19 protein-coding genes and 3 tRNA genes are annotated in these 21,094 nt (G+C 64.4%); 3 read left to right on the top strand and 19 right to left on the bottom strand.

The window, feature by feature from the left end:
• Nucleotides 1-15: 15 nt before the first annotated feature.
• From IB223_RS04710 to uvrB, 12 genes are all read right to left on the bottom strand, one after another.
• Complete coding sequence (locus tag IB223_RS04710; RefSeq protein ID WP_192200493.1) at nt 16-486, bottom strand: cupin domain-containing protein; 471 nt, start codon at nt 484-486, stop codon at nt 16-18.
• Between the two features lie 102 nt (nt 487-588).
• Nucleotides 589-665 (bottom strand) — tRNA-Pro (locus IB223_RS04705).
• Nucleotides 666-751: 86 nt separating this feature from the next.
• Complete coding sequence (locus tag IB223_RS04700) at nt 752-1,108, bottom strand: MerR family transcriptional regulator (protein WP_056878218.1); 357 nt, start codon at nt 1,106-1,108, stop codon at nt 752-754.
• Nucleotides 1,089-1,388, bottom strand: a complete 300-nt coding sequence (locus IB223_RS04695) for an integration host factor subunit alpha (RefSeq protein ID WP_055936063.1) — start codon at nt 1,386-1,388, stop codon at nt 1,089-1,091. The genes IB223_RS04700 and IB223_RS04695 overlap by 20 nt, the downstream gene beginning before the upstream one ends.
• A gap of 56 nt (nt 1,389-1,444) precedes the next feature.
• Nucleotides 1,445-3,838 (bottom strand): phenylalanine--tRNA ligase subunit beta, encoded by a 2,394-nt coding sequence (pheT, locus tag IB223_RS04690; RefSeq protein WP_192200492.1) that lies wholly within the window; start codon nt 3,836-3,838, stop codon nt 1,445-1,447.
• Nucleotides 3,839-3,924: 86 nt separating this feature from the next.
• Nucleotides 3,925-4,920, bottom strand: coding sequence for a phenylalanine--tRNA ligase subunit alpha (gene pheS / locus IB223_RS04685; protein ID WP_192200491.1), 996 nt, complete (start codon nt 4,918-4,920; stop codon nt 3,925-3,927).
• A 190-nt stretch (nt 4,921-5,110) separates the two neighbouring features.
• Entirely contained in the window at nt 5,111-5,470 is a 360-nt protein-coding gene (gene rplT / locus IB223_RS04680; protein ID WP_192200490.1) for a 50S ribosomal protein L20, read from the bottom strand.
• Between the two features lie 11 nt (nt 5,471-5,481).
• The gene (gene rpmI, locus IB223_RS04675; RefSeq protein WP_014160066.1) at nt 5,482-5,679 is read right to left on the bottom strand and encodes a 50S ribosomal protein L35; all 198 of its coding nucleotides are present in this window, start codon (nt 5,677-5,679) and stop codon (nt 5,482-5,484) included.
• 322 nt (nt 5,680-6,001) lie between these two features.
• Nucleotides 6,002-6,526 carry a translation initiation factor IF-3 gene (gene infC / locus IB223_RS04670; RefSeq protein WP_233210880.1) on the bottom strand — a complete coding sequence of 175 codons (525 nt, stop codon included), beginning with the start codon at nt 6,524-6,526 and terminating at the stop codon, nt 6,002-6,004.
• Nucleotides 6,527-6,576: 50 nt separating this feature from the next.
• Nucleotides 6,577-8,481 carry a threonine--tRNA ligase gene (gene thrS / locus IB223_RS04665; protein ID WP_192200489.1) on the bottom strand — a complete coding sequence of 635 codons (1,905 nt, stop codon included), beginning with the start codon at nt 8,479-8,481 and terminating at the stop codon, nt 6,577-6,579.
• 222 nt (nt 8,482-8,703) lie between these two features.
• Nucleotides 8,704-8,778: transfer RNA gene (locus IB223_RS04660), tRNA-Val, on the bottom strand.
• Nucleotides 8,779-8,852: 74 nt separating this feature from the next.
• A complete protein-coding gene (uvrB, locus tag IB223_RS04655) occupies nt 8,853-10,871 on the bottom strand; it encodes an excinuclease ABC subunit UvrB (protein WP_192200488.1) in 2,019 nt (672 codons plus the stop codon).
• A 153-nt stretch (nt 10,872-11,024) separates the two neighbouring features.
• Here uvrB and IB223_RS04650 point away from each other — a divergent pair, with 153 nt between their 5' ends.
• Together IB223_RS04650 and IB223_RS04645 are read left to right on the top strand one after the other, a co-directional pair.
• Nucleotides 11,025-11,591: a GspH/FimT family pseudopilin gene (locus tag IB223_RS04650; protein WP_192200487.1), complete on the top strand. Its 567-nt coding sequence runs from the start codon at nt 11,025-11,027 to the stop codon at nt 11,589-11,591.
• Between the two features lie 81 nt (nt 11,592-11,672).
• Nucleotides 11,673-11,749, top strand: a tRNA-Asn gene (locus IB223_RS04645).
• A gap of 119 nt (nt 11,750-11,868) precedes the next feature.
• Here the strand turns inward: IB223_RS04645 and IB223_RS04640 are convergent.
• The 6 genes from IB223_RS04640 to IB223_RS04615 are packed head-to-tail and all read right to left on the bottom strand — an operon-like array spanning nt 11,869 to nt 18,325.
• On the bottom strand, nt 11,869-12,276 hold the full coding sequence (locus tag IB223_RS04640; RefSeq protein WP_192200486.1) for a type IV pilin protein: 408 nt from the start codon (nt 12,274-12,276) through the stop codon (nt 11,869-11,871).
• 4 nt (nt 12,277-12,280) lie between these two features.
• Nucleotides 12,281-15,949 carry a PilC/PilY family type IV pilus protein gene (locus IB223_RS04635; protein ID WP_192200485.1) on the bottom strand — a complete coding sequence of 1,223 codons (3,669 nt, stop codon included), beginning with the start codon at nt 15,947-15,949 and terminating at the stop codon, nt 12,281-12,283.
• A 3-nt stretch (nt 15,950-15,952) separates the two neighbouring features.
• Entirely contained in the window at nt 15,953-16,483 is a 531-nt protein-coding gene (locus IB223_RS04630; protein WP_192200484.1) for a PilX N-terminal domain-containing pilus assembly protein, read from the bottom strand.
• Nucleotides 16,480-17,349, bottom strand: a complete 870-nt coding sequence (locus IB223_RS04625) for a prepilin-type N-terminal cleavage/methylation domain-containing protein (protein ID WP_192200483.1) — start codon at nt 17,347-17,349, stop codon at nt 16,480-16,482. Before IB223_RS04625 ends, IB223_RS04630 begins: the two co-directional genes overlap by 4 nt.
• Entirely contained in the window at nt 17,346-17,834 is a 489-nt protein-coding gene (pilV, locus tag IB223_RS04620; RefSeq protein ID WP_192200481.1) for a type IV pilus modification protein PilV, read from the bottom strand. The genes IB223_RS04625 and pilV overlap by 4 nt, the downstream gene beginning before the upstream one ends.
• Nucleotides 17,831-18,325 (bottom strand): GspH/FimT family pseudopilin, encoded by a 495-nt coding sequence (locus IB223_RS04615; protein ID WP_192201248.1) that lies wholly within the window; start codon nt 18,323-18,325, stop codon nt 17,831-17,833. The genes pilV and IB223_RS04615 overlap by 4 nt, the downstream gene beginning before the upstream one ends.
• 220 nt (nt 18,326-18,545) lie before the next feature.
• On the opposite strand from IB223_RS04615, the gene IB223_RS04610 reads away from it, so the two are divergent.
• The gene (locus IB223_RS04610; RefSeq protein ID WP_192200479.1) at nt 18,546-19,613 is read left to right on the top strand and encodes a histidine kinase; all 1,068 of its coding nucleotides are present in this window, start codon (nt 18,546-18,548) and stop codon (nt 19,611-19,613) included.
• On the opposite strand, the gene ppnN is transcribed toward IB223_RS04610, so the two are convergent.
• A complete protein-coding gene (ppnN, locus tag IB223_RS04605; RefSeq protein ID WP_192200478.1) occupies nt 19,595-20,977 on the bottom strand; it encodes a nucleotide 5'-monophosphate nucleosidase PpnN in 1,383 nt (460 codons plus the stop codon). The genes IB223_RS04610 and ppnN overlap by 19 nt on opposite strands.
• Nucleotides 20,978-21,094: the final 117 nt, after the last annotated feature.

Here is a 21,094-nt window from a genome sequence, read left to right as displayed (position 1 = left end):
CGCGGGGGGATTCGTTCAGGCGACTTTGCCGCCGGCCTCGCGCAGCGTGCGTTCGACGTCGCTGCCGCTCTGCATCAGTTCGAAACCTTTCCAACTGAAACCCGGCGACACGGAGCAGTCCACCAGGGTGAAATGGCCAAGCGAGCGCGCGCTCTGCCACACGCCCGCAGGGACCACCTGGCTGGACTGCCCCCCTCGGGCCGACGTATCCAGTTGTACTCGGGTCAACGTGCGCTGCTCCGGATCGAACATCGACAGTTCCATCGCACTTCCTTCGTGCCAGTCCCAGACCTCGGTCGCGTCAACACGATGCCAGCGCGTCACGATGCCTTCGGACAGCAGGAACTTGATGGCGGTGAGGGTGGGCCGCTCGATCCCGTTCACCTCCGTCCGCTTGGTCGATTCGTAGACGCGACGGAAGTGCCCGCCCTCGGGATGCGGTACCAGCTGCAACGTGCGGATCAGCTCTTCGGCGCGTGGGTGCATGGGCCTTCCTGTACACGATGGACGGGACCAGCCATCGCCAGCGGCGCGCGGCGGGCACAAAAAAGCCCACGCGTGAGCGCAGGCTTGATGTCGAACCGCGATTGGTCGGGACGGCCGGATTTGAACCGACGACCCTCTGCCCCCCAGGCAGATGCGCTACCAGGCTGCGCTACGCCCCGAATCTCGCGGATCGGCCCGCCTTGCGACGGGTCGCGCATTATAGCCGGAATTTCTCGGCGTCTCCCAGCAGGAGCGCCGCCATGCATCACCGGCGGAGCAACTGGAGGATTTCCTCCAGCTCCATGCGCACCTGGCGCACGATCTGGTGGCTCAACGCAGCCTCCTGCTTGGCACCCTCACCCTCCAGGCGCAGGCGCGCACCGCCGATCGTGTAGCCCTGTTCGTACAGCAGGCTGCGGATCTGCCGCACCATCAGCACGTCATGCCGCTGGTAGTAGCGCCGATTGCCGCGGCGTTTGGCGGGTTCGAGGCTGGGGAATTCCGTCTCCCAGTACCGCAGTACATGCGGCTTCACGTCGCACAGTTCGCTGACCTCACCGATGGTGAAGTAGCGCTTGGCCGGGATCGGCGGAAGCTCGCGGTTACTGCCCGGATCCAGCATAGGTCTCCACCCGCTCCTTGAGTTTCTGGCCCGGCCGGAAGGTCACCACCGTCCGTGCCGAGATCGGGATTTCCTCACCGGTCTTGGGATTGCGGCCGGGGCGCTGGTTCTTGCGGCGCAGGTCGAAATTGCCGAACCCGGACAGCTTCACCTGCCGGCCCTGTTCCAGGGCCTCGCGCAGCACGTCGAAGTAGGCGTCGACGAATTCCTTCGCCTCGCGCTTGTTCAGGCCGACCTCGTCGAACAGACGCTCGGCCATCTCCGCCTTCGTCAATGCCATGGACTACTGCATCCCCATTGCGGCCGTCACCGGCCCTGCCACTGCCTTCATATCGGTCATCCGCGGATCTTCGCGCCGTGCGAAGCGCTGATCGCGGCCACGACGGCCGCCACTACCTGCGCCACGTCGTCTTCTGTGAGAGTGCGTGAGTTGTCCTGCAAAATCAAGCCCATAGCGAGACTCTTTTGACCTGATTCGACCCCCTGCCCGACATACCGGTCGAACAACTGGACATCGCGCAGCAGCGGCCCTGCGGCAGCTTTCACCGTATCGCCGAGCGCTGCCCAGGACACCTCCTCGGCGACGACGAACGCGAGGTCCCTGCGGACGGACGGGTACCGGGACAGCTCCGTGGCGCGCGGCAATGCGCGCGTGGTCAGCGGGACCAGATCCAGTTCGAACGCGACCACGTCGGCGTCCAGGTCCCACTGGCGCTGCAGGCGCGGATGCAGTTGCCCGATCCAGCCGATGCAGGCTCCATCGCGGTAGATGTCGGCCGAGCGGCCGGGGTGGCCGTGAGCGGCACGCGAGGGGCGGAATTCGAGGGTGGCGCCGGCCAGTGCCGCCGCGCTCTCGAGGTCGCCCTTGAGGTCGTGGAAATCGACCTTGCGCGAAGGGGCGCCCCACTGCTCGGCCGCCGCCTCGCCGGTGATCGCGGCGGCAAGGCGCAGCGATTCGACCGGCGCATCGCCCGCCTGCGTTGGCGCATGGAACACGTTGCCGATCTCGAACAGGCGGACCCGTCCGGCCTGGCGCGCGGCGTTGCGCTGCAACGCTGCCACCAGCCCGGGCAGCAGTCGCGTACGCATCACCGCCAGCTCTGCGCTGAGCGGGTTCGCCAGCGGCACGGCACCATCGGCAGCGCTCCACTGCGCCAGCCATTGGGCATCGACGAAAGCGAAATTGACTGTTTCCAGATAGTCGCGGGCCGCCAGATGCCGACGCACGGTGCCGGCCTCGACTCGGGTCTCACTCGGGGCCGCGATGCGGGTCGCACCACCCGGCAGCGTGGTCGGCACGCGGTCGTAGCCGTGGATGCGCGCCAGTTCCTCGATCAGATCCTCCTCGATGGCGATGTCGAAGCGCCGGCTGGGCGCAACCACGCTCCAACCGTCGGCAACGGCCACGACCTGCAAGCCCAGCGCGCGCAGGATGCGTTCGATCTCCAGGTCCGGAATCTCGACGCCCAGCACGCGTGCGACGCGCGCACGGCGCACCAGGATGCTCGCCGGCTTCGGCAGATGTTCGGGCAGGTCCGCCTGGGTGACCGGACCCGGGACGCCACCGGCGACGTCCATGATCAGCCGGGTGGCGTACTCCACGGCAATGCGCGGCAACTCGGGGTCGACGCCGCGCTCGAAGCGATGGCCGGCATCCGTGTGCAGGCCGAGCTTGCGGCTGCGACCGATGATCGCCGAGGGAATCCAGTGCGCGGCCTCGAGGAACACATTGCGGGTGGCATCGGTGACGCGGGTGTCGTGGCCGCCCATGATGCCGCCCAGCGCGACAGCGCGCGCTGCGCGACCGCCCCGGCCGTCGGAAACGGCCAGGAACTCCTCATCGAGCGTCACGGTGCGCCCGTCGAGCAGCGCGAGCGTCTCGCCTGCCCGCGCGGGACGCACGACAATGCCACCTTCCAGCGTGTCCTTGTCGAAGGCATGCATGGGCTGGCCGAGTTCCAGCATGACGTACTGGGTGACATCGACGAGGAAGCTGATCGGTCGTACACCACTGCGACGGAGGCGCTCCACCATCCACACCGGCGTCGGCGCCGTGGCGTTGACACCTTCGATCACCCGGCCGACGAAACGCGGCACGCGTTCACCGGCATCCAGTTCGACGCTGAGTTCCGACTGGCTTTGCGCCGGCACCGGCGCGGCATCGAGTGGCTTCACCTCGCTGCCCAGCGAGGCGGCGACGTCATAGGCGATGCCACGCACGCTGAAACAATCAGCGCGGTTCGGCGTCAGCTTGATCTCGATGCTGGCATCCGGCAGGCCCAGATAATCGGCGATCGGCGTACCGATCGGCGCATCGGCAGGCAGTTCCAGCAGGCCGGAGGCGTCCGCATCGATGCCCAGTTCCTTGGCCGAGCACAGCATGCCGTTGGACTCGACGCCGCGCAGCTTGGCGGCCTTGATCGCGATGCCGCCCACGTTGGCACCCACCGTCGCCAGCGGCGCCAGCAGGCCGGGACGCGCATTCGGCGCCCCGCAGACGATCTGCAGCAGAGCGCCCTGCCCTGCGTCCACCTGGCAGACCTGCAGGCGGTCCGCTTCGGGATGCCTGGCGCATTCGACGATGCGCGCGACCACCACATTCGCCAGTCCCTCACCCAGGGCGGTGACCTCTTCGACCTCCAGGCCGATGGCGGTCAACGTGGCCGCCAGCTCCTCGCGGGTGGCCTGGGTGGGAACGTGGCTGCGCAACCAGTTTTCAGAGAACTTCATCGTTCGTGATCCGTAGGGCGGGCCATGGCCCGCCGTCTTCATGTATCAGGTGTCGTGATGCCGGAACCGCAGTAGGCGCGAGCCCGTTACGCGAACTGGCGCAGGAACCGCACGTCGTTCTCGAAGAATGCACGCAGGTCGTTCACGCCATAGCGCAGCATCGCGAAGCGCTCCACGCCGAGGCCGAACGCGAAGCCGGTGTAGCGCTCCGGATCGATGCCGCAGTTGCGCAGCACGTTCGGATGCACCATGCCGCAACCCAGCACTTCCAGCCAGCGCGTGCTGCCATCGGGCTGCTGCCAGGCGATGTCGACCTCGGCGCCCGGTTCCACGAACGGGAAGTAGCTGGGACGGAAGCGCATCTCGAAATCGCGTTCGAAGAACGCGCGCACGAACTCGGCCAGCGTGCCCTTGAGGTCGGCGAACGTGGAGTATTCGTCGACCAGCAGGCCCTCGACCTGGTGGAACATCGGCGAATGCGTCTGGTCGCTGTCGCTGCGGTAGACCTTGCCCGCCGCGATCATGCGCAGCGGCGGCTGGTGTGCGTCCATGTAGCGCACCTGCACACCCGAGGTATGCGTGCGCAACAGGCGACCGTCGCCGAAATAGAACGTGTCGTGCATCGCGCGCGCCGGATGGTGCGGCGGGAAGTTCAGTGCTTCGAAATTGTGCCAGTCGTCCTCGATCTCGGGGCCATCGGCCAGTTCATAGCCCAGGCGGCCGAAGATGTCGGCGATGCGCTCCAGCGTGCGGCTGATCGGATGCAGGCCGCCGCGCGTACCGTTGCGGCCGGGCAGCGTGACGTCGACGGTTTCGCCGGCCAGGCGGGCATCCAGTGCAGCGTCTTCCAGCACGGCCTTGCGCGTGGACAGCGCATCACCAATGGCATCGCGCGCCCGATTGATGGCTTCGCCCGCAGCCTTGCGCTGATCGGCAGGCAATGCGCCCAGTTGCTTCAGCTGCGTGGTGACGCTGCCGTTCTTGCCCAGCAGCGCGACGCGCAGATGCTCGAGCGCATCGGGCGAAGGCGCGGCGGCGATGTCGGCCAGCGCCTGGGTGGACAGGGATTCGATATCGCTCATTGGATGTCCATGAGAGGAGGCCATCTTGTGGGAGCGACGTGAGTCGCGATGAAGGGCCCTGGCAGCCCATCGCGACTCACGTCGCTCCCACAAGACGGAAACCACAAAAAACAATGGGGAAGGACTCGCGCCCTTCCCCACGTGTTCCCGGCGATGGACTGCCGGTGTGCTGTTACGGTGGAGACGCGGCTTACGCCGCGAGTGCGCCCTTCGCCTTTTCAGCCAGGGCCGCAAAACCCACCGCGTCGTGCACGGCGATATCCGCCAGCACCTTGCGGTCCAGGGTGATGCCAGCCTTCAGCAGGCCGTTCATGAAACGGCTGTAGCTCAGGCCATTGATGCGGGCAGCCGCATTGATGCGGGTGATCCACAGCGAACGGAAATTGCGCTTCTTCTGCTTGCGGCCGATGTAGGCGTACTGACCCGCCTTGATCACCGCCTGCTTGGCGACGCGGAACACCTTGCGACGGGCGTTGTAGTAGCCCTTGGCCAGGTGGAGGACTTTCTTGTGACGACGACGCGCCGTCACGCCACGCTTAACTCGTGCCATGTCTCAAATCCTCAGAGGTAGGGAAGCATGCGGTTCAAACGGCCGCTGTCCTCGGCGCGAATGATATTCGTCGCACGCAGGCCGCGCTTACGCTTGGTCGCTTTCTTGGTGAGGATGTGGCTGCGGTTGGCGTGGCCAGCCTTGAACTTGCCGGATGCGGTCTTGCGAAAACGCTTCGCTGCCGCCCGGTGGGTCTTGATCTTGGGCATTGCTATGTCCTTGACGGGTTTATGTCACTGATCGGGGCGGCAGTCTGACGACCACACTTTCCATCCCTGCCCATATCGGCTTGTAAGTCGTTGATTCCAGAACGGAACCTCCGACGGGTCCATCGGCTGCGAGCAGCCTCCCGGCGTACCGGGCCGCGTATTATGCCCGGTGCGGTTTTTTCTTGCAAATACGGCTACTTAGCGCCGCAGTCAGAAGACGGAAAAGCGAAAGGCGCCTCACGGCGCCTTCCCCTCACCCTTTGCCCTCTCCCCGCACGCGGGGCAAGGGGAACGGCAGGCGTCGGCGGCAAGGCCGCCGACATCATTTCTTCTTGGGGGCGATCATCATGACCATCTGGCGACCTTCGAGGCGCGGACGGGATTCGATGACGATCTCGTCGCCCAGTTCGGCCTCGATGCGCGCGGCCATTTCGCGACCCAGCTCCTGGTGGCTCATCTCACGGCCACGGAAGCGGATGTTGACCTTGACCTTGTCGCCTTCTTCCAGGAAGCGGCGGATGTTGCGCATCTTGATCTGGTAGTCGCCCTCGTCGGTGACGGGGCGGAACTTCAGTTCCTTGATCTCGACCTGCTTCTGCTTCTTCTTGGCCTCATTGGCCTTCTTCTGCGCTTCGAACTTGAACTTGCCGAAATCCATGATCTTGCAGACAGGCGGCTCGGCGTTGGGCTGGATCTCGACGAGGTCCAGTCCTTCGTCTTCCGCCTTGGCCAACGCCTCGTCGCGCGTGAGCACGCCGATCATTTCGCCGTCCGAACCGATTACGCGCACGCGCGGTACGCGGATCTCGTGGTTTTTGCGGTTTTGCTTGTTGTCAGGGATGCTGATGTTGCGGTCTCCAGGGAGGGGTGCGCCGGTCCGCGAAGGACCGGAACCAATTATTGCGTAGCGTGCTCGTTCCGCAAACGTTCGGCGAAGGCGGCGACGGACATCGTGCCCAGATCTTCCCCGGAACGCGTACGCACGGCGATGGCGCCATTTTCCTTCTCGCGGTCTCCGACCACCAGCAGGTACGGCACCCGCTGCAGCGTGTGCTCGCGAATCTTATAGCCGATCTTCTCGTTCCGCAAATCGGCCGCCACCCGGAACCCTTGATTTGAAAGGGTTTTCCGGACATCGGCCACATAATCGGCCTGGGCATCGGTGATATTCATCACCACGGCCTGCTGGGGCGCCAGCCAGGACGGGAATGCACCAGCATGGTGCTCGATCAGGATGCCGATGAACCGCTCCATGGAGCCCACGATGGCCCGGTGGAGCATGACCGGCTGCTGGCGCTGGCTGTTCTCGTCCACGTACTCGGCCCCCAGGCGTCCCGGCATCATGAAGTCGACCTGCATCGTGCCCAGCTGCCAGGTGCGGCCGATGGCGTCCTTCAGGTGGTACTCGATCTTCGGGCCATAGAAGGCGCCCTCGCCCGGCAGTTCCTGCCATTCCACCCCACAGCTGCGCAGGGCGGCACGGAGGGCGGTCTCGGCCTTGTCCCAGGTAGCGTCGTCGCCCAGGCGTGATTCGGGACGCAAGGCGATCTTGATCTGGATGTCCTCGAAGCCGAAGTCCGCATAGACCTTCAGCGCCTGCTGGTGGAACGCCGTCACCTCGGCCTCGATCTGGTCTTCCGTGCAGAAGATGTGGCCATCGTCCTGGGTGAAGCCGCGCACGCGCAGGATGCCGTGCAGCGCGCCCGACGGCTCGTTGCGGTGGCAGGCGCCGAATTCGCCGTAGCGGATCGGCAGGTCGCGGTAGCTGTGCAGGCCCTGGTTGAACACCTGCACGTGGCCCGGGCAGTTCATTGGCTTGACCGCATAGGTGCGGTTCTCCGACTCGCTGAAGAACATGTTTTCCTTGTAGTTGTCCCAGTGGCCGGACTTCTTCCACAGGGCGACATCGAGGATCTGCGGGCAGCGCACTTCCTGGTACCCGCTGTCGCGGTAGACCTTGCGCATGTACTGCTCGACCACCTGCCAGATGGCCCAGCCCTTGGGGTGCCAGAACACCAGGCCTGGCGCCTCCTCCTGCAGGTGGAACAGCTCCTGCTGCTTGCCGATCTTGCGGTGGTCGCGCTTCTCGGCTTCCTCGATGCGCTGGATATAGGCTTCCAGCTGCTTCTTGTCGGCCCACGCCGTGCCGTAGATGCGCTGCAGCTGCTCGTTCTTGGCGTCGCCGCGCCAGTAGGCGCCGGAGATGCGGGTCAGTTTGAACGCCTTCAGGAAGCGCGTGTTGGGCACGTGCGGTCCGCGGCACATGTCCACGTATTCCTGGTGGTAGTACAGGCCCATCGCGGTTTCGTCGGGCATGTCGTCGATCAAGCGCAGCTTGTAGTCCTCGCCGCGGGCCTTGAAGACCTCGATCGCCTCGGCGCGCGGCGTCATCTTCTTGATGACGTCGTAGTCCTGCGCGATCAGTTCCTGCATGCGCTGCTCGACCGCCGCCAGGTCGTCCGGCGTGAACGGGCGTTCGCTGTAGATGTCGTAGTAGAAGCCCTCGGCGATCACGGGGCCGATGACCATCTTCACATCGGGATAGAGCTGTTTCACCGCATGGCCGACCAGGTGGGCGCAGGAGTGGCGGATGATCTCCAGGCCTTCATCGTCCTTCGGCGTGATGATGCGCAGGCTGGCGTCGTGGTCGATGACGTCGCTGGCGTCCACCAGCTTCCCGTCCACCGCACCTGCCAGGGTGGCCTTGGCCAGGCCCGCGCCGATGGACTGGGCCACTTGCATGACGGAAACGGGGTTCTCGAACTCGCGGCGGCTGCCGTCGGGGAGCGTGATCGTGATCATCGGAGCGTGGACTCGGTCTGGGTGACGCCGGCGCGATGGCGTCCGGGCGTGTACGGGCATGAAAAAAGCGCCACGAGGGCGCCTACGGGATGCAGAGCCTCGGGCAGTACCAGGTTCAGGCGGTGGTAGTGCTCATGTCGCACGCTCGGCCGGCGTTTCCGCGGGCCACCTCGTGATGCTGCGGATGGCGTCAAAGGGAAACGATGCCACGCTGTGGAAGCGTGGTGGGCGGTACAGGGTTCGAACCTGTGACCCCTACCATGTCAAGGTAGTGCTCTACCGCTGAGCTAACCGCCCGGTCTGCCCTTTGCAGGGGCGCGAATTCTAGCCCGGAAGCGGGGTCGCCGACAACCAGGCCGTGCACGGACGGCTCAGGCGCCGAGGCTGGCCTCCTTCAGTCGCCGGATCTTGTCGCGCAGGCGCGCGGCATCCTCGAACTCCAGGTCGCGGGCGTGCTGGTACATCTGCTGCTCCAGCGCCTTGATCTTGGCCAGCGCCTGTGCAGGATCCAGGGGGCCGTAGTCGGCAGGCTCCTCCGCCACCCGACGCGCCTTGCCCCGGCCGCCCTTGGTCTCGGCCCCCTCGCTGCGCGCCCCTTCCAGGATATCCACGATCGGCCGCGCCACCGACTTGGGCGTGATGCCGTGTTCCAGGTTGTATTCCACCTGTTTCTCGCGGCGCCGGCCGGTTTCGTCGATGGCGGCCTGCATGGACCGGGTCATGCGGTCCGCGTACAGGATCGCCTTGCCGCGCAGGTTGCGGGCGGCCCGGCCGATGGTCTGGATCAGCGAACCGGTGGAACGCAGGAAGCCCTCCTTGTCCGCGTCCAGGATCGCGACCAGCGACACCTCCGGCATATCCAGGCCTTCGCGCAGCAGGTTGATGCCGACCAGCACATCGAACTTGCCCAGGCGCAGGTCGCGGATGATCTCCACGCGCTCCACCGTGTCCACGTCCGAATGCAGGTAGCGCACCTTGATGCCGTGGTCGCCCAGATATTCGGTCAGGTTTTCGGCCATGCGCTTGGTCAGCGTGGTCACCAGCACGCGGTCGCCCCACGACACGCGTTCATTGATCTGGGACAGCAGATCGTCCACCTGCGTGCCGACCGGGCGGATCTCCACCTCCGGATCGATCAGGCCGGTCGGGCGCACCACCAGTTCGACGATCTCGCCGTTGGACTCCCGCAACTCGTAGGGCCCGGGTGTCGCGGAGACATAGATGCTGCGTGGCGAACGCGCTTCCCACTCTTCGAAACGCAGCGGCCGGTTGTCCAGCGCCGACGGCAGGCGGAAGCCGAACTCCACCAGCGTTTCCTTGCGCGAACGGTCGCCCTTGTACATGGCGCCGATCTGCGGGATGGTCACGTGCGATTCGTCGATCACCAGCAGCGCGTCGGCCGGCAGGTAGTCGAACAGCGTGGGCGGCGGCTCGCCCGGGGCCTTGCCAGTCAGGTGGCGCGAGTAGTTCTCGATGCCCGAACAGAAACCGACCTCCGCCATCATCTCCACGTCGAACTGCGTACGCTGGGCGAGCCGCTGGGCTTCGACCAGCTTGTTCTGCGCGTAGAGCTGCTCCAGGCGGTCCTTCAACTCGACCTTGATGGTATCGACGGCTGCCAGCACGCGTTCGCGCGTGGTCGCATAGTGGGTTTTCGGATACACGGTGTAGCGCTGCAGCTTGCGCATGGTTTCGCCGGTGAGCGGATCGAACAGGGTCAGCCCTTCGACCTCGCCATCGAACAGTTCGATGCGGAGTGCTTCCATGTCGCTTTCCGCCGGATGCACATCGATCACCTCCCCGCGTACGCGGAACGTGCCGCGCTGCAGCTCGTACTCGTTGCGGGTGTACTGCAGCTGGGTCAGGTGACGGATCAGCTCGCGCTGGTCGATGCGTTCGCCCAGCGACAGGATCAGCCGCAACGACAGGTAGTCCTCCGGCGCACCCAGGCCGTAGATCGCGGACACGGTCGCCACCACCAGCGCGTCCGGTCGCGAAAGCAGCGTCTTGGTTGCCGCCAGCCGCATCTGTTCGATGTGCTCGTTGATCGAGCTGTCCTTCTCGATGAAGGTGTCGCTGGCCGGGACATAGGCTTCCGGCTGGTAGTAGTCGTAATAGCTGACGAAGTACTCCACCGCGTTGTGCGGGAAAAACGCCTTGAACTCGCCATACAGCTGCGCGGCCAAGGTCTTGTTGGGCGCCATCACCAGTGTCGGCTTCTGCACCTGCTGGACCACGTTGGCGATGGTGTACGTCTTGCCTGAACCCGTGACGCCCAGCAGGGTCTGCTTCGCCAATCCCGCCTCGAAATTCTGCACGAGCCTCTCGATAGCCTGTGGCTGGTCGCCGGCAGGGGAATACGGGGAAACAAGCTGGAAACGATCAGTCATCGCACGCCGCCCGGGAGCCAACCATTGAGTATAGCCGCGCAGGCGTGACAGCCCCTGCAGCCATTTCCTACACGCGGACAGGGACTGCCCTGATGGCGCGTCTCCGCCCGGCGGATGACTGTGGTAGCCGTCAATTCGGACAAGGAGTCTCTGATGGCATGGATGCCCTCATCTCCCGGAAACGGGGCCCGCACGGGCAAGAGAACCGGCAGGACAGGATTCACCCTGGTCGAGCTGTCGGTCTGTCTCGCAGTTCTCACGATGCTGGTCGCCATCGGTTTGCCATCGTTCCAGCGATTCCGGGTGCGCCAGCAGGCGACCGCGACCATGCACCTGCTGACTTCGCATTTCGCTTCAGCGCGGATGGCCGCGATCGTCCAGGACGTGCCGGTCGTGGTCTGCCCCAGTGCCGGCAATGGTCGATGCCGCCAGGACAGCGACTGGAGCGATCACTGGTTGGCCTTCCGAGATCCGGACGGCAATCGCCAACCCGACGAAGAAATCGACATCTACCGGAACGACGCCGCGCCTTCGGACCCGAGAATACGGATCGTGTCCAGCAACGGCCGCCGATTCCTGCGCTACCAGTCCTCGGGGCTGAGCTACGGCACCAATCTCACCGTCCGCATCTGCCATGACGGCGTGGTGGCCGGGAGCGTGGTCGTGAACAGCACCGGCCGAGCCCGCACTGTCCGCGGGGACATGAACACGCCGTGCTGAAGCCCCGATACTGGCTGGCGCGACCACGCGACCCGCGGGAGGCTTGTTCCCGCCCCGGCGGCTGGCTACAATACGCGCCCCGCCCGAATAGCTCAGCCGGTTAGAGCACTTGACTGTTAATCAGGGGGTCGTTGGTTCGAGTCCAACTTCGGGCGCCAGATTCAAAAAAAAGCCGCATCATGGATGCGGCTTTTTTCATTCGCGGGCTACGCAACCGCAATCATCAGGCGAGATCGCGCATCTGCGGCAGTGAAGCGCTACCCGTCGCGCGGTCGCTCTACCAGCAACCCGCCGTGTCGGGCGTCCTGACGCCAGCTTGAGTAAGCGTCAGCGTGCCGCAGCTGTCACCCGACTGTCTGCCAATGGGCGTGGCACTCAATGTGTAGGTCCTTGCTGCGGCGGCTGCAGGAACGACAGTGTAGAAATCCGCAGTATCGCCATCGCATGCGAATGCAGCGGGCGCATCCTCATAGGACAGCTCTGTGGTGTAAAGACGCTCCATCTGCTGCGCAGCCTGAAGCAGGCAAGCCGTACCTGCCGCACGCCGGCTCTTGCGAAGATGTTCGTTGTAGCTTGGCAACGCGATCGAGGCGATGATCGCCATGATCGCGACCACAATCATCAACTCGATCAGGGAGAAGCCCTGGGCGCCGCCACGCGACGCGCCGCTCTTGAAAGTAATCATTACGTCAGTCTCTCCTGATCTCTCGCCAAGATGCACGGTCCCAGCGCGGAGTGCTGGTCCGCGGAGATCGCAGATCACCACCACCCGTGCCGCCCACCACAATCAGTCCACGCAGCAGGTTGGGCAATGTCGGCATGCCGATGCCCACGTTCACAGAACCCACGGGCAGATTGTCTCCACCCACGGCGGCATCGTCCGTATGGCCGTCTCCGTCCAGGTCGAAGTAGGACCCACCCGCACTGGTGCCAGTGAAGGCGTCCAGTGCGTTGATGAAGCCGGTGCCGTCCGCGTCGCACGCATTGCCTGTCGGCACCATGCTGGCGGTGACCAAGAACGTCGAGACCACTTGGGCGTCCTGCACGATGCGCTCGCCTGCCACCGGCAGATCGATGTACCAGCCCTTGGACGTCGCAGGCAGGCTCGTCCTCTCTTCGAACGCGCGTACGGGATAGCCGTTGACTGTCTCGCCCGTTACGGCGATGGTGCGCTGGGTCAGGTTGGAGCGGTTATACCCAGTGTCTTCATCGATCACGCCGTACATGCTCTGCACATCGGTGTTGGTCGAGTCCGCGTCGCTCGCCGTGAGATAACGGCCCGTCCCGAAGAACACCCAGCGCTTGTTGGTCCTGGGGTTGGTGGCAACGGCAACGCCGGCCGTGATCGGCTGCGGGTTACCATCGGCATCTTGGGCGCTGAACAGGCGAGCCACGCTCCATGCGCCAGGCGTACTGCCGCTCAGATCGAACTTCCATACGTTACCGAGCATGTCGCCCGCGTAGACATAGGCCAGGGTCCTGCCATCGGCACCGTAGACACCGGTGGGCGCGAAAAGTCCATTCGGTGCCAGCGCCGAGCCTTCTCCTGTATCGATTTCCCGAATCACGGCGCCCGTGTCGGCATCCAACACCACTAGTACCGCGCGCTCATTGGTGCTGTTGACGCCATTACCGATGATGGCCGCAGTGCTGCCGCCCTGTACCCTTGCAAGGATCGGCTTGCCCAGCACGAGCCCCATGTTGGACCCGGGCGTCTCCGCGAGTTCCCACTTGTGGATGCTGTCAGCCGTCGCCGCCGCAGGCGCCGATACGTCGAGTGCGTAGACGCCCTTGCCACCCTTGCCAAGCGTACCTACCAGGATATTCCTGCCTGGCGTCAATGACCGGCTGCTGACGCTGATGGGGCCGTCCACGAAGAACTTGTGGGTGTAGTCCCCGCGACTGAGGGTCGATAGGTTGCCCATGTTCACGATGCGCGGCACGTAGGCGAACTGCTCCACGCCCGTGCGCGCGTCGAAGGCATGCAGCATGCCGTCGTTGGCGCCCACGTACAATGTATTGGTGTCCTTCACGTAGGCCGGCGACGAGCCGACGATGTCGCCAAGGATGGACGTGCGGTTGCGTAACAACCCGCCATTGCGTTCCTCCCGCGTCGCGTCGCCCTTGATGTAGTTGGCGTTGTCCGCACCGGTCACCGGGTAGTTGACGGGTCCACCCGTGCGGGCGAGCGCAGCAGACTGGGTACCGCTGGGGAACGTTGTGCCGGCCGTGCCGGTACTCGTGAAGACTTTGCGCGTGGCCCAGGCAGGTATCGAAGACGTCCAGCTGATCGTGCTGGATACGCCACTGCTGGTCACAGGGCGCGCCGTCAACTGGCCGGTCCATACGCCGGAGACATAACTCGCATTGAAAACTTGCGATCCGGTATCCAGCGATACGGAGTTGGACGCAACGTTGGAGAAGGAACTCGTGCGCTGGGCGATCGCGGCCAGCGCCTCGCCAAGGCCGGTGGTGAATTCGGAAGGATTCGACGCGGAAACAAACGTGCCTCGCCCATTTACTGCTGCATGCAGCAAGTCGTCAATGCGGTCGGCGTCACCACCCGAAGGACCATCCGTCGGATCGTTCCAGGTCGCGTTTGCCGGTACGGAGGCGACGCTCGACCATCCCTTGTTGCCACTAAGGCCGATGGAGATGCCAAAAGTCACCATGTGCTGCCAGAACGCGGGATTCGCGGCCGTGGGCGGCACATTATTGGTCATGTGCGATTCGGTGCGCAGATCGGTCTTCCAATAGTGCATGGCCACGTCAGCCAGCGTATTGGAGTACGAGTCGGTGTAAGGGGCGGCCGGCGCGTAGGTGAAGTTCTGATTGTTGGGGCCGGTAATGGCGGTGCCCCCCGTACCATCAGCATTTCCGACGGCGGCTGTGGTTGCGCCATTCCAGTAACCGTCCGTCGTCAGAATTGAGAAGTTTTGTCGGCAGGAATACTGGTTGACGCCGGCTTGCGGCCCATAGGGACCAGATTGCGCATTGTTACTAAAGTAGCGGCCTGCATTATCGAGCGCCGACAACAGGGGCGTGCCATTAAAGCCGATAACGTTATGAAGACGGCTATACCACGTGGTTCTGGATGTCGTGGTGACATCACCGGTACTGTCGACAAAGCGACCATCGTTCCCATCATTGACGGGAATATCGAAACGGATCCCCGCCCGGTCCGAGTCCCAAATCGAGCTAAAGCCGACGCGCACCTTGCTATCAAGCGTCGAGAACGCCTCGCTCGCTCCCGCCTTCGCTGCCTTCATTCGAGTGCGATGGTAGGAGAACCATGTCGCGTAGTTACTCAACTCCTGGGCAAGTGTCCTCGAAGTATTCGGCAGTGCCGACACACAGCCAATCCAGCCGGAACCGCCGCCAGAACCATCACAGCTCGTGGTGGTGTAACGGGTAGCTGCCAGACGATAGGCGGTGTTCACTCCGTCACGTCGCTGAAGATCAACGCGATACTGGCCAGCAACAACGTTGCCAGTTTCGCAGGTTGTGCTCGCCCCTTTACCGAGCGAGCCGATGCAAATCTGGGCTCCCGCCGGTGAATAGACCCAATAATTGAACCTGCGCGTGCCGTTGCCGGTTTCCGTATTGTTGATGACGATATCCATTCCTCCGCCAGCAGTCACATTGGCGGTCAGGCGCGAAACGACATTATTGTCGCCCAGCGATCCATTGAATGGGGACGCCCCTGCAACCGCTACCGCCTGATTGTTGGATCGCGTGACCGTCCCATAGACGCCACGCTGGATGCTCGAACCACCCGGCATAATTTGATAGCGGTAGTAGTTGGTCCCGTTACCGAGATAGCTTTCTGCCGTCTGAGTCGTATCTTTGGGCACGTAGAACGTCTGCACGCCGCCGCAAACCTGCGTGCCGGTGCCCGCTCCATACTCATCCGTCGTGTAGTCCCTGTTGTAGTTGTACCAGCGGCAACTGGATGTATCACCCAGATTGATCGTCCCGCTCGCGGCCCGATTGAAACTGCCGTAGGCTGCGGTATATGCAATGCCTCCCGTCATACGTGTGCCATCTGCCCTCATCCAGGGCAGATAGGCGACATTCGGGTTGTAAGACAGCGTGTTGCGCGTGTACGCATTCATGGCCACGTCTGGTGCGCTGGTGGCGGGCACGCTGTCCGGCATGTAGTTGAACGCCATCGACCCCGAATCGTCGAGGATGAAGAGGATGTTCGGCGCCACGCGGCTGGCCGTGGTCAGCGGATCCTCCGGGATCGCAATACCCGCATTGACCGGCAGCGCCAGCAGGGTAGCGATGAAAGCCGCCGGGGCCGCCCACCATTGGCGCGTGGCGACAGACGACTTCTTGATTCGAATCTTCTTCATGGCTCAGGTCCCCGGTTCCGGGATGCGGCTTACGATATTGGCTTGGACCACCACATCCGCACGACCAACACCTCGGCTGCGGGCAGTGACGCGATACATCGGGCTTTGACAATCGACCGACGGCGGAAGGGTGTCGCAGGCGCCCTTGTAGCCCGGGCCCACACCGAGATATTCGATCCAATACTCAGGGACCGCACCGGCCAATCGCGCCTCGTCATATGTGCCTGCGGGTACCTGCACCCATACCGGATCCGAACCGGTGGGGCAGATTCCCGTAGCGCAGTTGGCGGCGGTGGGGATTTGCGTATGCCAATTGCCTGCGCCCAGCACTTGGTCCTGCGCATAGCGGAGCGCCCCTTCGGCTGCCTGGAAACCTAGGCTGCGGTCGCGCAGATTGGCGCTCATCCGTTCCTGCATGGCCGAACTGCGCATGATCACGATGCCCAGGATCGACATCACGATCAGCAGGATCAGCACGACGATCAGGGCGACGCCCTGCTGCGCTCTTGCCGACGCTCGCATCACGGATTTCATAGGGTGCGTCCCCTCAGACTGACGACATTGGAGGATTGCCGGGTCAGTGCTCTGCCGTCCACATCCTGCCCAGTCAACGTCATGGTGACGCGCACGGCGATCACGTTGAGCCAATCGCCCGGAGTGGCGGTATAGTCGTTCGCGCCGGATTCGAGATACTGGAAAGCAATGCCAGTGATCCCCTCTGCAACCTCTTCCGCTGCGCCACCCGAACGACTCACGAACAGGGAGCTGCCGCCGCGGCCATTCGCCGCTACGAACCAGTTCACGTCACGCAAGCGGGACAGTACGACTGCTGCCGGCGGCGCGAATTCGTCCGCACTCGGGTTGTAGCCATCCGGCAGGGCCGCAAAGCCGACCGTCATGCCGCCCACGCTGCTAGTCTGCACCAAGTGCGTCTTGCGCGCGTTGCAGAGGAGCAGGACGTCGCCCACATCGAAAGCATCGGCTGCCGCATCGAGCTCTTCCGGATCCAGCTCGACCGAACTGCTGGTGGACGCAACCACGCGATAAGCCGTGTCGTCACCGGAGATGACTTGCAGTGTCGTGGCGCTGCCGGTCACAGGCGCAGTACGGAAGCTATTCGCCGCCGCGCTGCCCCCTTCCACCACCGAGAAGTTGGAGCACGCAGTGCCACCGGCCGCCCTGATGTCGCGCGACATCAGCTCGAACGCGATGCGCGCATTCTCCTGAATGCGATTCAGACCTTCGTTGGAGCGGTACGTCGCCTGGTTGGACTGCAGGATCGCAAGCGCGGCGCCTGCGACCAGCAAGCCCAGCACCATGGCCACCATCAGTTCGATCAGACTGAAGCCCGCCGCACGCGCGACACCCATCACCCTGGAATCGTTGCCGGGAGCCGTCATATCGTGGTCCTCGTCACCACCGTGCGGGTGGCACCGCCCCCAGCGCGCGTGTCATCCCACTGGACCGTGATCACGCAGGCGGCCGGACAACCAGTGATGGATCCACAGGTCGTTGCATCTGCCAAGCCCGAACCGATGGTGTTCTTAAGCGAGGTGATCCAGCTTCTGACATCGTTCTGCGCCAGAGCGCCGCCTCCGGGGATGGCGCAGACGACGCCGGCGGTGTTGTAGGCATTGGCGTTGAGCCTGTTCGCCCGCATGGCCTCCATGATTGCCGAGGTCTGGATCACGGCTTGGCTGCTTTCAAACGAACTCTGCCCGCCACGCAATGCGATGGATTGCATGGCCGCAACGCCCAGCAGCCCGATGCTGAGGACCACCACGGACACCAACACCTCGATCAGGCTAACGCCACGCGCACCCCGCAGCGTGCCGCGCGGTACGCGCAAGCGTGGGGAAGCCCCGCAAGAATCACCAGCATTCATGGACACGCACCTCCGCCATTGTTCCGTGCCGTCAGCACCGCACCGCTGACGAGCACCGTGATGACACGTTGATTGTCTGCGGGCTCGTCGGTGGGAATGCACACCGTCAGGTTCTGCTGCGCGGCGATGAGGCCAGCGGAACTGAAGCGGATCCCAGCAGCAGGCCCGCTGACCTGCAATGCGTCGGGCAACTCCCCGCTACGTACGACTTCAATGGTCGCGTCCAGGTTGTTTTGCCCCGCTATGATCCAGCTGGCCCAGCCGGCACCGTTGGCGCAAGTGAGGCCGTCGGCGCTGCCACACACGGTCACCGGCGCGCTGCGCCGGACAGCCTCGGCACGCGCCAGTTGCAGCGCAGCCGCCAGCTCGCCGGCTGTGCTGCTCAATCGGTTGGAGTTCATCAGCGTCACCATGGACGGGGCTGCCACAGCCGCGAGCAGCGCCACCACCGCGATGGTGACCATGAGCTCGATCAGGGTGAAGCCCTGCATGCGCCGGAGCGCGCTGGGCCTCCGCCAGTTGCGGTCGGATGGACACGGGACAGGCATATCACTCCCCTTGTAGTCGCGCCAAGCTAGCCCGCGTGCCCCCACCCGCACCAGCGTTTCCAGAATGAACGGTGGAATTCGGGCCCCGAAAGGCAGGGCATGCGCGAACCATCCAGCACCTTGCGGCATCATGGTACGGACATACCGCCGACCGAGCGCGCCAATGCCGCCCCGTTCCCCCGCCCTCCTCAGCCCCCTCGACACCCTGTGGCAGGCCAGGACCCTGATCTGGATTCTGCTGACGGGCGAAGCACTGGCTGCGGTGCTGACTGCGGCCCCGGGCTTGGAGGCAGATCGCCTGACCTATTTCGGCGTGGCGTCGCTTGTCATCCAGTGGATCGCGCTTGCATCGTTGGGGCTCCTGTACATGCTCCGTGCCAGGCTGGCCGGGATGCGACCACCCGTCGTGGCACAGATCGGACTCGGCGCGCTGCTGCTGAGTACGTGGATCGTGTTGGGGGCTGGCTGGCTGGCGCTGCGAGGACTCGCGCTGGTTCCCGATGAGGGCTGGATGCGCTTCTCACTTCAGGTCACTGCTATTTCCCTGATCGTGGGTCTGCTTGGCCTGGGAGCCTTCCAGGCCCAGTGGCGGGCCAAGCAACTCGCCGTCAATGCCGAACACTCCAAGCTCCAGGCCCTGCAAGCCCGCATCCGGCCGCATTTCCTGTTCAATACCCTCAACACCGGCATCTCGCTGCTGCACGCAAAGCCCGACACCGCCGAACGGTTGCTGCTGGATCTTTCGGACCTGTTCCGGGCCGCGCTCTCGACGCGGGACACGATTCCCCTTGCCGAGGAACTGTCGCTCGCGCGTCGCTATCTGGAGATCGAGCAGCTACGGCTGGGTGATCGACTGCGCCTGACGTGGGAACTTCCCGACACCCTGCCCGACGTCAGGGTTCCGACCCTGTCGGTCCAGCCCCTCGCGGAGAACGCCATCCGGCACGGCATCGAGCCCTCCACGGGCGGCGGAGAAGTGAGCATCCGGGTTGAAGTGGGGCCAACGGAGCTTCTGGTATCGGTGGCCAACACCCTGCCTTCCGATTCCGTGCGGGTCGCGACGGGCCACCAGGTAGGACTCAGTTCGGTGCGTGCCCGCATCCACGCCCTGACCCAGGGCCTGGGCGGCGTCAGCATCAAGACAACGGATGGCCGCTACCTGGCGACCATCCGCATGCCGTACGACGCATCAGCCACTAGCAGTCCCGGACCTCAGGTCACCACGCGATAGCAGGGCTTGTACTCGCCCGCGATCTTCATGCGCCGTTGCTCCACGAAAGCGCGCAGCAGGGCATCCAGCGCCTGCATCATCGCGGCATCGCCGTGGATCTCGAACGGGCCGAATTCTTCGATCCGGCGCATGCCATCTTCCTTCACGTTGCCGGCCACGATGCCGGAGAAGGCGCGGCGGAGGTCGGCGGCCAGGTCGTGCACGGCGCGTCCCGGCCGCAGTTGCAGCGCTGCCATCGCTTCATGCGACGGGACGAAGGGCTGCTGGTAGTCCTCGGGGATCTGGATGGCCCAGTTGAAGAAGAACGAATCCTTGTGCTCGATCCGGTACTCGCGCACGCGTCGGACGCCCGCGATCATCTTCTTCGCGACGGCCACGGGGTCGCCGATGATGATCTCGTAGCGCTCGGCGGCCTCATCGCCCAACGTCAGACGGATGAAGCGGTCGATCTGCTCGAAGTACGGTGCGGCGATGGTCGGGCCGGTCAGGATCAGCGGGAACGGCAGGTGCGCGTTATCCGGGTGCAGCAGGATGCCGAGCAGGTACAGGATCTCTTCGGCCGTACCGACGCCGCCGGGGAACACGATGATGCCGTGGCCGATGCGAACGAAGGCCTCCAGGCGCTTCTCGATGTCCGGCATGATGACCAGATGGTTGACGATCGGGTTGGGCGACTCGGCGGCGATGATGCCCGGCTCGGTCACACCGATGTAGCGCGTCTTGGCGCGACGCTGCTTCGCATGCGCGATGGTCGCGCCCTTCATCGGCCCCTTCATCGCACCGGGACCGCAGCCCGTGCAGATATCCAGCCCGCGCAGGCCCAGCTCGTAGCCGACCTGCTTGGTGTAGAGGTACTCGTCGCGCGAGATCGAATGGCCACCCCAGCAGACCACCAGGTTGGGATCGCTCGGCTTCAGGATCCGCGCGTTGCGCAGCAGGCCGAACACCGCGTTGGTGATGCCGGCGGAAGATTCCAGATCGGCCGCATACTCCGGGCCCAGTTCGATCGCGGTATACGCCAGGTCGCGCACGACCGCGAACAGCAGCTCGGCCACGCCACGGATGATTTCGCCGTCAACGAAGGCCATCGAAGGCGCGTTGATCAGATCGATGCGGACGCCGCGGTCCTGCTGCAGTACCTGGATATCGAAGTCCGGATACAGATCGCGCGCGGCGCGCGGATCGTCTGACGCGCTGCCACTGGTCAGCACGGCCAGCGCGCAGCGGCGCAGCAGTTCATGCATGCCGCCGGACGAGGCGTCACGCAGGCGCGCCACTTCGGCGCGGGAAAGCACGTCCAGGCCACCGCGCGGGTAGATCCGCGCGTCCTGCACCGGCAACGCCCTCGATGCCGTTTCACTCATGGGTTGTTCCTGTCTTCGTTCGTCAGAGGCGGGACTTTAGCGCAGTCCCCGGGGCCTGAGGAGCCCGCCCAAAAGAAAACGGCCGGGTTGCCCCGGCCGTTCGTGTTGCGTTCCGCA

The organism is Pseudoxanthomonas sp. PXM03, from assembly GCF_014852005.1.
Lineage (GTDB): Bacteria > Pseudomonadota > Gammaproteobacteria > Xanthomonadales > Xanthomonadaceae > Pseudoxanthomonas_A.
The sequence above is the reverse complement of the archived record's forward strand: the minus strand, read 5'-3'. Positions and strand labels throughout refer to the sequence as shown.